Source organism: Burkholderia sp. MBR-1, assembly GCF_013822785.1.
Taxonomy (GTDB): Bacteria; Pseudomonadota; Gammaproteobacteria; order Burkholderiales; family Burkholderiaceae; genus Burkholderia; species Burkholderia vietnamiensis.
Window position 1 is genome coordinate 624,288 of the sequence record NZ_CP053610.1, and the last position, 13,188, is coordinate 637,475.

General features: G+C 70.2%; 9 protein-coding genes. 4 read left to right on the forward strand and 5 right to left on the reverse strand.

Annotated elements, in window-relative coordinates; translation table 11 throughout:
• Window position 1: 1 nt before the first annotated feature.
• Together pcaH and MBR110_RS17650 are read right to left on the reverse strand one after the other, a co-directional pair.
• On the reverse strand, window positions 2–709 hold the full coding sequence (gene pcaH / locus MBR110_RS17645) for a protocatechuate 3,4-dioxygenase subunit beta (protein WP_014725036.1): 708 nt from the start codon (window positions 707–709) through the stop codon (window positions 2–4).
• Window positions 710–996: 287 nt separating this feature from the next.
• Window positions 997–1,560, reverse strand: a complete 564-nt coding sequence (locus MBR110_RS17650; protein ID WP_059735714.1) for a YiiX/YebB-like N1pC/P60 family cysteine hydrolase — start codon at window positions 1,558–1,560, stop codon at window positions 997–999.
• A gap of 120 nt (window positions 1,561–1,680) precedes the next feature.
• On the opposite strand from MBR110_RS17650, the gene MBR110_RS17655 reads away from it, so the two are divergent.
• Together MBR110_RS17655 and pcaQ are read left to right on the forward strand one after the other, a co-directional pair.
• Window positions 1,681–2,418: a helix-turn-helix domain-containing protein gene (locus MBR110_RS17655; RefSeq protein WP_011882028.1), complete on the forward strand. Its 738-nt coding sequence runs from the start codon at window positions 1,681–1,683 to the stop codon at window positions 2,416–2,418.
• A 78-nt stretch (window positions 2,419–2,496) separates the two neighbouring features.
• A complete protein-coding gene (gene pcaQ, locus MBR110_RS17660; protein ID WP_011882029.1) occupies window positions 2,497–3,483 on the forward strand; it encodes a pca operon transcription factor PcaQ in 987 nt (328 codons plus the stop codon).
• A 221-nt stretch (window positions 3,484–3,704) separates the two neighbouring features.
• On the opposite strand, the gene MBR110_RS17665 is transcribed toward pcaQ, so the two are convergent.
• Both MBR110_RS17665 and MBR110_RS17670 read right to left on the reverse strand, forming a co-directional pair.
• On the reverse strand, window positions 3,705–4,979 hold the full coding sequence (locus MBR110_RS17665) for an APC family permease (RefSeq protein WP_059604765.1): 1,275 nt from the start codon (window positions 4,977–4,979) through the stop codon (window positions 3,705–3,707).
• A gap of 131 nt (window positions 4,980–5,110) precedes the next feature.
• Window positions 5,111–9,628 (reverse strand): DEAD/DEAH box helicase, encoded by a 4,518-nt coding sequence (locus tag MBR110_RS17670; RefSeq protein WP_181709446.1) that lies wholly within the window; start codon window positions 9,626–9,628, stop codon window positions 5,111–5,113.
• A 219-nt stretch (window positions 9,629–9,847) separates the two neighbouring features.
• Between MBR110_RS17670 and MBR110_RS31985 the strand changes: the two genes are divergently transcribed.
• Window positions 9,848–10,222 carry a hypothetical protein gene (locus tag MBR110_RS31985; RefSeq protein ID WP_220138107.1) on the forward strand — a complete coding sequence of 125 codons (375 nt, stop codon included), beginning with the start codon at window positions 9,848–9,850 and terminating at the stop codon, window positions 10,220–10,222.
• Here the strand turns inward: MBR110_RS31985 and MBR110_RS17680 are convergent.
• The gene (locus MBR110_RS17680; RefSeq protein WP_011882032.1) at window positions 10,155–10,679 is read right to left on the reverse strand and encodes a metal-dependent hydrolase; all 525 of its coding nucleotides are present in this window, start codon (window positions 10,677–10,679) and stop codon (window positions 10,155–10,157) included. The genes MBR110_RS31985 and MBR110_RS17680 overlap by 68 nt on opposite strands.
• Window positions 10,680–11,366: 687 nt before the next feature.
• Between MBR110_RS17680 and ggt the strand changes: the two genes are divergently transcribed.
• Complete coding sequence (ggt, locus tag MBR110_RS17685; RefSeq protein ID WP_126220821.1) at window positions 11,367–13,088, forward strand: gamma-glutamyltransferase; 1,722 nt, start codon at window positions 11,367–11,369, stop codon at window positions 13,086–13,088.
• Window positions 13,089–13,188: the final 100 nt, after the last annotated feature.

Below are 13,188 nucleotides of genomic sequence, written 5' to 3' on the forward strand. Positions count from 1 at the left end.
TTCAGCGCTCCATCGGGGTAGCGTCACGGCCGCGCAGCACGATGTCGAATTCGTAGCCGAGCGCATGGCCTTCTTCGGTGGTGTCGAGCGAGAAGCGCGAGATCAGGCGATCGCGCGCGGCCTCCGGCGTGCCCTGGAAGATCGGGTCGTACGCGAGCAGCGGGTCGCCGGGGAAGTACATCTGCGTGACGAGGCGCGAGCCGAAGTAGTCGCCGAACAGCGAGAAGTGGATGTGATTCGGACGCCACGCGTTCGGATGGTTGCCCCACGGATAGGCGCCGGGCTTGATCGTCAGGAAGCGGTAGCGGCCTTCGGCGTCGGTCATGCAGCGGCCCGCGCCGAGGAAGTTCGGATCGAGCGGCGCGTCGTGCTGGTCGACCTTGTGCACGTAGCGGCCGGCCGCGTTCGCCTGCCACACTTCGACGAGCGTGTTGCGCACCGGTTTGCCGCCCTCGTCGAGCACGCGGCCCGTGACGACGATGCGCTCGCCGAGCGGTTCGCCGTTCTTCACCGCGTTCTTCGTCAGGTCGTGGTCGAGCGGGCCGAGATCTTCCGCGCCGTAGACGGGCGCGTACTGGTCGCGCAGCCGCTCCTTCAGCGGGATCATCGGGCGCGTCGGGCCGCGCTTGACCGACGAACGGTAGTCGGGATGGACATACGCGGGATGCGACGGCCAGTCGCGCGGCGTGAGAATCGTGGGGGAATCCATCGGGCGTCTCCTGTTGGGTTATTTCGCGTGAGTGGATGGCAGGACTTTAGCTAATCCGGAAAGTTATGAAAAATGACCTTTTTTCGCGAATTGCATAACCGGGAGTTATGGTCGGCCGCCCAATGAAAGATCCGCCGGACAGAAGATCCGTCCGGCGGAGAAAGCGATCGGGCGTCGCATCGTCGGTGACGACTCCGTGCACGGCCCTCCAGCCCGCCCGTCGCTGCTTTTTGTCGGTTCTTCTTGTTGTTGTTCGAAGGTCTCCCCGCGCGCCGCGCGGTTCGCCGTTACGGGCGGGCGGGATCGAACACGATCCCGTCGAACTCGACCGACAGCCGGCCGCTGCGCAGTAGCGCGGCGGCCGTCGCCGCGCGGTCGGCGCCGATCACGTCGGCGACGTAGTTGGCGCAGAACCCGCGCCCCGCCAGCAAGCCGAAGCGGCCGCCGAGCAGCACATCGATCCGCTGTTCGGCCAGCGCGTGCACGCTGCGCTGCGCGTCGGCAGTCGCGGCCGCGACGCGGCGCGCCAGTGCGATGCGGCCGCCGTCGGCCCGGGCGACGAAACGCGACAGCGGCGTGAGCTTCGTACGCGCCCAGGCGGGTTCGGCGATCAGCGGCTCGTCGCCGGACGTATCGACGACGATGCCGAACCGGTCGGCCCACGAGCCGCCGTGGTCGGCCGCGGCGCCCGGCTTGCGGGACGGCGCGCGGATGAACAGCAGATCGCCGACGTGCGCGCCGGCCGCCAGCGTGCGCAGCGTGGCGAGCGGCAGCATGCGCTCGGTGTCGCGCGCGGCGCGCGGCGCGGGGTGATGCGGCTCGAAGGCAGGGGCGTCGGTTCGGGTGTTCATCGCGGCTCCGTCGGTGGGTGACAGCACGGAGCGGATTATGCAGACGAGTAACCCAAAGTGCTCACGCGGATGCGCCGGTAGCCTAATATCCGACCTGGAGCATCATTTTTCGATACTGGAATGACCGAAACCGCCCAACTCATCCACACGTTGAAGCGCCTGTTGAAGGCGCATGGAATGACCTATCGCGACGTCGCGCGTGCGCTCGACGTGTCCGAGACGAGCGTGAAGCGCCTGTTCGCGAGCGGTCGCTTCACGCTGGAGCGCGTCGTCGAGATCGCGCAACTGCTCGGCTATACGCTGGCCGAGCTGGTGCAGGAGGCCTCGGCGTCCGCGCCGCGCCTGCGGGTGCTGACCGAGCAGCAGGAGGCGCTGCTGGTCTCGGACGAGAAGCTGCTGCTGGTCGCCGTCTGCGCGGTCAATTACTGGACCGTGCAGGACATCGTGTCGGCCTACTGCCTGACGCACGCCGAATGCGTGAAGTACCTGCTGATGCTCGACCGGATGAACGTGATCGCGCTGCTGCCGGGCGACCGCATCCGCGTGCGCGTCGCCCGCGATTTCGACTGGCTGCCGGGCGGGCCGATTCGCCGGTATTTCCACGCGCACGTGCTCGACGATTTTCTCGGCAGCCGCTTCGACGGGCCGGGCGAGACGATGATGTTCTCGCAAGGGATGCTGACCGACGCGGCCGCGGCGGAACTCGAGCAGGAACTGCGGCGGCTCGGCAGCAAGGCGGCGGCGCTGCATGCGGAGTCGTCGTCGGCGCCGCTCGGGCAGAAGCGCGGAACTGGCCTGCTGATCGCGAAGCGCATCTGGGAGCCGACCGGTTTCCACGCGCTGCGGCGTCATGGGTAACGCTGCCTCCACGCGCTTGGGTCTTTCCGGAAAGTTATGCAAAATGGCGCTACATCGTCATTCGTATAACTGCCCGTTATGAATAACCGTATCGCGGACGGCCGCGTCAAGTTCCGGCACCTGCAGTGTTTTCTCGCGGTCGCGCAACTGGGCGGCGTGCAGAAGGCGGCCGAAAGTCTGTCGATCACGCAGCCGGCCGTGTCGAAGACGATCGCCGAACTGGAGGCGATCCTCGGCGTGAAGCTGTTCGAGCGCGGGCGGCACGGCGCGCAACCGACCCGCGAAGCGCAACTGTTCATCCCGCATGCGAACGCGTGCGTGCTCGCGCTGCGGCAGGGCGTCGGACTGCTCGCGCGCGAGGGCGGGGCTGCTGCGGCGACGCTCGAAATCGGCATGCTGCCGACGGTCGCCGCATCGCTCGCGCCCGCGTTGATGAAGGCGTTGGCCGCGCGCTGGCCGCGCGTCGTCGTGCGGATCGCGACGGCCGCGAATGCCGAGCTGCTGGAGCGGTTGAAGGCGGGGGCGATCGAATGCGCGATCGGGCGTCTGTCGGAGCCCGAGCGGATGATCGGGCTCGCCTTCGAGCAGTTGTACAACGAGCCGCTGGTCGCGGTCGTGCGCGCCGGCCATCCGCTGCTCGCCAGCGCCGCGCCGGCCGCCGAACTGGCGCGCTATCCGGTCGTGCTGCCGCCGTTCGGCACGCTGATCCGCCAGTCGGCCGAGCAGGTGCTCGGCGCATGCGGCGCGCCGCCGCTCGATTCGTTCATCGAGGTGTTGTCGGTGTCGGTCGCGCGCGCGCTTGCGCTCGAGAACGACGCGGTGTGGTTCGTGCCGCTCTACGCGGCCGAATATGATCTCGCGGCCGGTACGCTCGCGCGCTTGCCGTTGCCGTCGGCCGGTGCCGACGAACCGGTCGGGCTCGTGCTGCGCACCGATGCTCAGCCGTCGCCCGTGGCCCGGACGCTGATCGACGCGCTGCGCGAGATCGCTCGCACACGGTTGCGCGACGTGCAGGCGAGCCGCGCGCCGCGCGCTGCACGCAAGCCGGGGCGCCGCGAGCGCTGAGTTGGGCTGGCCGGTGCGCGGTGCCGGGTGTCGTCGTTCGCGGCGAAGCGTCCGGTCGGCGATGCGGCTGGCGCCGGCAGCGGCTTCAGCGCCGGCCTCACGTCATCGGGGTGATTCGTTGCGCCGACAGATTCGATCGGCGACGCGCCGTGCGGCGACGCAACGCGGCACGCTGCCGCGCCTCGCGCACGAATGCGCGTTAGTGCACGTTAGTGCGCCGGTCACGCGCGCCGTCGCGCGAGCCGCAGATAAAGCAGCGCCGCGCCCGCCAGCAGCAACGGGAAGAACAAATACCAACCGGTCGTCAGAAACAGCCCGGCCACGGCGATCAGCGAAACCCACGCGCAGCGATACGCGGCGCTCGCACGTGGCAGCAGCTTCAGCGCGGCGGCGGCGCCGAGCCCGTACACCATCACGAAGCAGCCCGACGTGACGAGCACGAGCGGTTTCGGCCCGACGTCGGAGAACGCGGTCGCGGCCAGCGCGGCGGCGGCCAGCGCCGCGATCACGCCGAGGCTGCGGCGCGGCACGCCGCCCACCTGACTGCCTTGCGCGAGCCACGCGGGCAGTGCGCCGTCGCGCCCGAGCGCGGCCCCGAGCTTCGCCGCGCCGGCGAAATACGCGTTCATCGTCCCGAGCGTGAGCAGCAGCGCCGCGGCCGCGGCCAGCACCTGCGCATGGCCGCCGATGCCGCCCGCGATCAGTTCCGCGAGCGGCGCGCCCGACGCGCCGGCCGACGGGCCGAGCACCGTCACGCTGGCCGCGGCGACCGACAGATACAGGAACCCGACCACCACGACGGCGATGCCGGCCGAGCGCGGCATGTCGTGCGCCGGCCGGCGGAATTCGGCGGCGAGGTGCGTGATCGCCTCCCAGCCCGCGAAGCTCCACACCAGCAGCGCCGCGGCCTGGCCGACCGCGAGCCAGCCGTGCGGCGCGAACGGCTGCAGATTCTCCGGGCGCGCATGCGGCGCGGACGCGAGCACGGCGGCGAGCAACAGCGTGACGAGCAACGCCGACAACACGAGCTGCATGCGGCCCGACACCGTGACGCCGAACGCATTCGCGGCCGATACGGCGGCGATCAGCGCGGCGGCCGTGACCACGACGGTCGTATGCCCGCCGCCGATCACGGCCGCCACGTATGCGCCGCCGAACATCGCGGCGGCCGGTGCGCCGGCCGGCACCGCGAAATAGAAACACCAGCCGACGATCGCCGCGGCCTTCGGCCCGAACGCGCGGCGCGCGTAGGTGGACACGCCGCCCGCGTCGGGATAGCGCGCGCCGAGTGCGGCGAAGGTCGCCGCGAGCGGTCCGGACAGCACGACGAGCCCCGCCCACGCGAGCAGCGAGGCCGGCCCGGCGACCTCGGCGGCGAGCGCCGGCAACGCAATGACGCCGGTGCCGAGCACCGCGCCGATATACAGCGCGGCGCCCTGGAAAATCGTCAACGAGCCTGCGTGATGGACGGCAGGCGAATCGGCATGCGAGGGCATGAAAGGCAGTCTCCGGAACGCGTGGGAGGCGCGCGGTCGGGCGCGCGTCGAGTCGTTCGATGCTACCCGAACCGGCATGGCGAAACGGCGCGGCGTTCAGTAGTCCGCGGTCTGCGGCGTGTCAGCCTGTGTCAGTGGCGGCGCGCGAGCCGCAGCCGCGCATCCTCGCGCGCGGCGGGCATCAGGTCGGCCGCGTAGTGGAACGTGCCCGAGACGAGCGAGGCGATCGGCACGCCGTCGCGGAACAGCACGCGATTGCCGGCGAGCGCCGGCACCTTGTCGCCGGGCAGCAGCGTGCCGGCAAGGTTCAGCGGGTCGACGCCGGTCACGCACACGTACTGCCCGTCGCCCGGCTGCCGGCGCACTTCACGCAGGACCGGGATCGCTTCCGGCAGCGCGAACTGCTCGCCCGCGATGCCGGCGACGAAGCGGCCGCCGCGAATCTCGCCGCGCGCCTCGAGCCGTTGCAGCACGCGCACGAGCTCGCGCCAGCTCGGCAGCCAGTCGGCCTCGCGCTCGAGCAGCCGCCAGAACACCACGCCATAGCGGCGCAGCAGCGTCCACACGATGTGCTCGAGCGCATCGGGATCGGTCGCCGTTGCGCCGCGCTTCGGCGCGGGCGCCGGGGCATCGTCCGGCACCGCGCCGCGCTGCACGAGCGCCCAGCGGCCCGCATCGTCCATCCCGCCGATCAATGCGCCGCCGCGCCGCGTGCGCGGCGCATACGTCGCGCTGCGCTTGACCGCCGGCTTCAGCAGCGCGCGCAGCCCGGCGAAGCTGTCCGCATTCACGAGGCCGGCAGACACCAGCTCGCCGAGCGCCTGCTCGAGCTCGACGGGGAGCATGTGCAACTCGTCGAGCAGCGCGTCGAAGAACATCGCGCCATGGGCGACGAGCGCGTCGCGTACCTGCGTCGCGCGCGCGGACAACGCCGGTTGCGCGTCGGGGTCGCGCAGCGCCTGCCATGCGCGCAGGTGGCGGCGCGGCAGCAGCACGACCGGCGTGGTCTTCACCGGCGTGCCGGCCGCGCGTGCCGGTGCGCCGATGCGCGTCCACACGAGCTTGCCCGAGCGGCACAGCTCGTCGAGGCCGCCGGCCGTGTAGTCGGTCAGGCGCGCAGGCAGCAGCGCGTCTTCCCAGGCGCCGGCCGCCGCCTCGTAGCCTTCGAGCTGCTCGACGACCGCCGCGAGCGCATCGCGGCCCGTGCCGCGCGTGTCGGGCGTCAGGTGCTGCCAGTGCAACAGGAACCGCATGAAATCCGCGCGCTCGACCGGCTCGATCTCGCGGCGCAAGCGCTTGACCGTATAGCGATGAATCCGGGCGAGCAGGTGGCGTTCGCACCATTCGTCGTTCGTCGCGCCGGGCGTGAAGCGGCCGCGCATCACGTAGCCCTCGCGCTCCAGCGCGGCGAGCGCCGTCTCGACCGACGCGGGCGGCAGGCCGAGCGGCTCGGCGATCGCGCCGACCGTCAGCGGCCCGAAGCCGGTGAGCCGCGCACGGATCACGTCGACGAGCGCCGCGTCCGCTTCCCACGGCTGCGCGCACGCCGCGGGCACCTTCAGCGCGGGGCTGAAACGTGCGTCGGGATGCAGCGCGCGCATGCACACCAGACGTTCGACCGGCACCCACAGCACATGGCCGTCGGGCGTGACGCAGCGCGTCGCGCGACGGTGTTCGGCGAGCGCCGCGAGCCATGCGGGCCAGCCGTCGTGCACGTTCGCCTCGCTGTCGGCGACGCACGCGAGCGTGAGCAGCGCGTCGTGCATTTCGTGCGCATCGCGCGCGAGCGGCCACGCTTCGTCGCGCACCGCGGCGATCGCATCGGCGTCGAGCGCGCCGAGATCGTCGGCGGATTCGGGGTCGCTCCAGCGGCGCGACTGCACGGCCTGCGTGCGGCGCTCCTCGAGCGGCGCATCGTCGAGGAACGCATACGGCTTCGCGTTCAGGATCTCGGCCGCGAGCGGCGACGGCGCGGGCAGGTCGCGCGCGATCAGCTCGATTTCGCCGCTTTCGATCCGGCGCAGCAGCGCGAGCCAGCCGTCGGTGTCCATCGCGTCGTGCAGGCAATCGTCGAGCGTCTGGTCGACGAGCGGATGATGCGGGATCTCGCGTTCGCCGACGACATTCTCGAGGCAGGCGGCCTGATCGGGGAACACGGTCGCGAGCAGATCGTCGCTCTTCATCCGCTGCAGTTGCGGCGCGGTGCGCCGGCCGCCGGTGAAGCGCGGCAGCGCGAGCGAGGTCGTCGCATTCCAGCGCCAGCGCACGCCGAACAGCGGCGCGTCGAGGAGGGCCTGCACCAGCACATGCTCGGCGCTGGCGGAGCGCAGGTAGCGCCACACTTCGTCGAGCGCGAAGCTGTGCGCGAGCGACAGCGACAGGACGATCGCGTCGTCGGTCGCGGCCGCCTGCAGTTCGAAGTTGAAGCTGCGGCAGAAGCGCTTGCGCAGCGCGAGCCCCCACGCGCGGTTGATGCGGCTGCCGAACGGCGAATGGATCACCAGCTGCGTGCCGCCCGACTCGTCGAAGAAACGCTCCATCACGAGCGTGTGCTGGGTCGGCAGCGCGCCCAGCGCCGCGCGCGTGCGTGCGAGGTAATCGACGATCTGGCGCGCCGCTTCGGGCGATAGCCGAAGCTCGTCGACGAGCCAGCGCAGCGCCGGCGCGAGACGGCTTTCCGCGGCGGCGAGGGCGGTGTCTGTCGCATTGCTGCGCGACGCTTCGATCGGCTTCGACTTCGATTTCGACTTGGCCGCTGCGCCGTTCGCGTCCGCGCTCGCACTCGCGCCGCGCGGCCGATCGATCCGCGCGGGCTCGCGTTCGCCGGCCTGCACGAGCCGGTCGCCTTCGGCGAGCAACCCGTCGAGCCGCGCGCGCAGCCGGCCGACCGCTGCCGACAGCTCGTCGCTGCGTCCCGGCGCTTCGCCGAGCCAGAACGGAATGCTCGGCGGCTGGCCGCGCGCATCCTCGACGCGCACGCGGCCCGTCTCGACGCGAATGATCCGGTACGACTGATTGCCGAGCTGGAACACGTCGCCGGCCAGGCTCTCGACCGCGAAATCCTCGTTGACGGTGCCGACCTGAATACCCTGCGGTTCCAGCAGTACCGCGTAGTCGGCCATGTCGGGGATCGTGCCGCCCGACGTCGTCGCGGTCATCATCGCGTTGCGGCGGCCGCGCACCGTGCCGCCGACCACGTCGCGATGCAGATACGCGCCGCGCACGCCGCGCCGGCTCGTGAAGCCTTCGGCGAGCATCTTGAGCACGTCGTCGAAGCGCTCGCGCGACAGGCGCGCATAGGGCGCCGCGCGCGTGAAGGCCGCGTACAACGCATCTTCCTGCCACGGCGTGCAGGCGACCTCGGCGACGATCTGCTGGGCGAGCACGTCGAGCGGCGCTTCGGGAATGCGCAGCGTGTCGAGCTCGCCGCGCCGCACGCAGTCGAGCAGCGCCGCGCATTCGACCAGCTCGTCGCGCGACAGCGGAAACAGGCGGCCCTTCGGCACGCCGCCGACGTGGTGGCCCGAGCGGCCGACGCGTTGCAGGAACGGCGCGATGCCGCGCGGCGAGCCGACCTGGCAGACGAGATCGACGTCGCCGATGTCGATGCCCAGTTCGAGCGACGCGGTCGCGACGAGCAGCTTCAGCTCGCCGCGCTTCAGCCGCTGTTCGGCCTCGAAGCGGTGTTCCTTCGCGAGACTGCCGTGATGCGCGGCGATCGCGTCCTTGCCGAGACGCTCCGCGAGATGGCGCGCCATGCGTTCGGCGGTGCGCCGCGTGTTCACGAATACGAGCGTCGTGCGATGCGCGGCCGCGAGCGCGGCGATGCGGTCGTACACCTGGTCCCACACGTCGGTCGCCATCACCGGTTCGAGCGGCACGTTCGGCAGTTCGAGCGCGAGGTCGCGTTCGCGCGTGTGGCCAGTATCGACGATCGTGCAGTCGCGCGGCGCGTCGGCCGGGCCGCCGACCAGGAAGCGCGCGACCGCCTCGATCGGCTTTTGCGTGGCCGACAGCCCGATGCGCGGCAGCGCGCGGCCCGTCAGCGCGTCGAGGCGCTCCAGCGACAGCGCGAGATGGCTGCCGCGTTTGGACGACGCGAGCGCGTGGATCTCGTCGACGATCACCGAACGCACGCTCGACAGCATCTGCCGCCCGGACGTCGACGACAGCAGCACGTACAGCGACTCCGGCGTCGTCACGAGGATGTGCGGCGCGCGTTTGCGCAGCGCGGCGCGCTCGGACTGCGTGGTGTCGCCGGTGCGCACCGCAGTGCGGATCGCCGGCACCGGCAGGCCGAGGCGGGCGAGTGACTCGGCGATGCCGGCGAGCGGCGCGTCGAGGTTCACGTGGATGTCGTTCGACAGCGCCTTCAGCGGCGACACGTAGACGACGAGCGTCGCGTCGGGCAGCGCGCCATCGTGGGCGAGCGCGTCGCGCACGAGATCGTCGAGTGCGCACAGGAACGCGGTGAGCGTCTTGCCCGAGCCGGTCGGCGCGGCGACCAGCGTCGAGCGGCCCGCCTTGATGTGCGGCCACGCGAGCGCCTGCGCGCCGGTCGGCGCGGCGAACGTGCGGCGGAACCACGCGGCGACGGCCGGGTGGAACGCGTCGAGCGCTTGGGCGGGGCGGGTGGCGGTGACGTCCATCGGTGCGTTGAAATGGGGTGCGAGCGAGCGGGCGCGCGAACGGCGACGCGCATCGTCAGTGTGCCAGACGTCGCGTGCGCGTGTCGGGCGTGGGCGGCGCGGCAGACGCGCGCTTCAGGAATGCAGATGAGGTGCGCCGGCGGGGTTTCAATAGGCGCGCGTGGGGATGGCGCCGGTGGGTTACGGGGGGCGGGTGGTTGGGGGAGGCTGTGTTGTTGTGTGAATGGCGCTGGGAGCGGCCGGCCGGGCGAGCTGCTTGCGGGTGCACGTGCGGCTCGTGCGGCCAATGAGACCGACGAGACCGACGAGACCGATTCGACCGATTCGACCGATTCGACCGATTCGACCGATTCGACCGATGCGACCGATGCGACCGATGCGACCGATGCGACCGATGCGACCGATGCGACCGATGCGACCGATGCGACCGATGCGACCGACGCGACCGAGGAGACCGAGGAGACCGAGGAGACCGACGAGACCGACGAGACCGACGAGACCGACGAGACCGACGCGCCGAACGCGCCTACACGCGCTGCAACCAGCCGAGCCAGTGCTCGAGCAACGGCGTGCGCGTCCACAGCGACTGCGTGAGCCAAAGCGTGCCGCCCCATGCGGCTGCGACGACGAGCAGATCGCAGTGGCCGCTCTTCCAGAGATTCAGCGAGTGACGCCGCCAGATCCACGGCACGCCGAGCGGATTGGGCCAGTCGGCGAGCAGATGCATCACGCCGCCGCACGCGAAGCCGAACAGCGGCGCGGCCCACAGCGGATGCGGACGATGGGTGAGGCCGTGCCAGCCGAGCGCGAGCAGCGCAACCCAGGCGATGCCCCAGTGCGTGATGGTGCGGTGCGTGATCCACAGGCGGCGCTTGCGCGTCCACCACGCGACTTCGAGCCAGTCGGGCGCGGTGCCGCCGACGACGCCAGCCGCGAATGCTGCGAACAGGCCCGCATGCCAAGGGCCGCTGGCGCCGGTTTGCACGACGAGAACGGCGGCGGCGACGCCGGCTGCGAATCCCGACGCATGATGCGCATTGTGTGATGCCATACGAGACGAAACGAAAAAACGTGAAGCGTGCGATCCGGGCGGGCGGGATCGCACGCGAAAGCGGGGCGCTATCTTCGCAGATCGGCCCGCGTAGCGGGCGATTCGCGCGCGGATTTTTTGCACTCGGCAGACGGCACTCGGCAGACGGCACTCGGCAGACGGCACTCGGCAGACGGCACTCGGCAGACGGCACTCGGCAGACGGCACTCGGCAGACGGCACTCGGCAGACGGCACTCGGCAGACGGCACTCGGCAGACGGCACTCGGCAGACGGCACTCGGCAGACGGCACTCGGCAGACGGCACTCGGCAGACGGCACTCGGCAGACGGCACTCGGCAGACGGCAGACGGCAGACGGCACTCGGCAGACGGCACTCGGCAGACGGCACTCGGCAGACGGCAGACGGCACTCGGCAGACGGCACTCGGCAGACGGCACTCGGCAAACGGCAAACGGCAAACGGCACTCGCCAGCCGCGCCCCGACCCGCGCCCACACTTCGCGCTCACCGCCCGCCAACATGTACCCAACCCCACACAGCCCATCGCAATCCGTAGCCACCGACGACTTCTTCCTGCATATTCCCATCTCGACTACGAAATCGACATATCGGCGCCGCCGCGGCTGCGGCTATAAGCGGATCAGGGCCTGATCCCGGCCCCCCGCAACTCAACATGGGGAACATCCAATGACTACGCTGAACCGGTTCAAATCATCCGCCGCGGTGCTGGTAACGGCAGCGGGCCTCGGCTTCGTGCCGGCCGCGCCGGCCTGGGCGAAGGCGCCCCAGCCGGCGCTGCTGACGAGCTCGGCGGTGGCGGTGGCCGACAAGTACAGCGCGGACGCTGCGGAGCAGATCTTCAAGGAAGGCGGCAATGCGATCGACGCGGCCGTGGCGATCGCCTTCACGCTCGCCGTCACGTATCCCGAGGCCGGCAACATCGGCGGCGGCGGCTTCATGACGATCTACAAGGACGGCAAGCCGTACTTCATCGACTACCGCGAGCGCGCGCCGCTCGCCGCGACCAAGGACATGTACCTCGACAAGAACGGCAACGTCGTCGAGGGCATGAGCCTCTACGGCCCGCGCGCGGCCGGCGTGCCGGGCACCGTGGCCGGCATGTGGGAAGCGCAGAAGCGCTTCGGCAAGCTCAAATGGAAGCAGGTGCTCGCGCCGGCGATCCACTATGCGCGCGACGGCTTCGTCGTCGACGAGCAGCTCGCGCAGCGCGGCGTCGACGCATCGAAGGAGTTCGGCGGCAAGACCAACTTCGACAAGTACTTCTCGACGATGAAGGCCGGCGAGAACTTCAAGCAGCCCGATCTCGCCGACGTGCTCGCACGCATCGCGAACGACGGCGCGAACGGCTTCTACAAGGGCAAGACGGCTGAGCTGATCGCCGCGTCGATGAAGACCGGCGACGGCAACGGGCTCATCACCACCGAGGATCTCGCGCAATACCGCGCGGTGTGGCGCCAGCCGGTGCAGGCGAAATGGAACGGCTACGACGTGATCACCGCGCCGCCGCCGAGCTCGGGCGGCATCGGCCTCGTGCAGCTGCTGAAGATGAAGGCCGACCTGAAGCAGGACTTCGCCGGCGTGAAGCTCAACTCGCCGCAGTACATTCACCTCGTCGCCGAAATCGAGAAGCGCGTGTTCGCCGATCGCGCGCAGTATCTCGGCGATCCCGACTTCTACAAGGTGCCCATCGCGCGGTTGATCGACGACGCGTATCTCGCGAAGCGCGCGGCCGAGGTGAACCCGTCGCGGATCAGCGATACGAAGAGCGTCCAGCCGGGCCTCGGCACGTCGATGCCGGAGAAGGCCGAGACGACCCACTTCTCGGTCGTCGACAAGTGGGGCAACGCGGTGTCGAACACGTACACGATCAACGGCTATTTCGGTTCGGGCGTGATCGCCGACGGCACCGGCATCGTGCTGAACGACGAGATGGACGACTTCTCCGCGAAGCCCGGCGTCGCGAACATGTTCGGCGTGGTCGGCAGCGACGCGAATGCGATCGAGCCGAACAAGCGCCCGCTGTCGTCGATGTCGCCGACGATCATGACGAAGAACGGCAAGGTGTCGCTCGTGATCGGCACGCCGGGCGGCTCGCGGATCTTCACGTCGATCTTCCAGGTGATCAACAACATCTACGACTTCAGGATGCCGCTGAAGGACGCGGTGGCCGCGATGCGCTTTCATCATCAGCTGCTGCCGCCGAATACGATCTACTGGGAGCCGTATCGCCCGATCGAAGGCGAACTGGCGGCACAGCTCGAAGCGCGCGGCTATACGCTGAAGGGGCAGGATTTCAGCGGCGACATCCAGGTGATCAAGATCGACGGCAGGACGCCCGAAGCGATGGCCGACCCGCGCGGGCGCGGCGTCACGCGCATCATCCGCTGACGGCGCGGGCCGGTCCGCCGGCGGACCGGCCCCTTTTTCATCAATTTGACGCGCGACGCTGGGATAATGGAAGCGTTTGCTTGCGTCAATTGATGGAAGG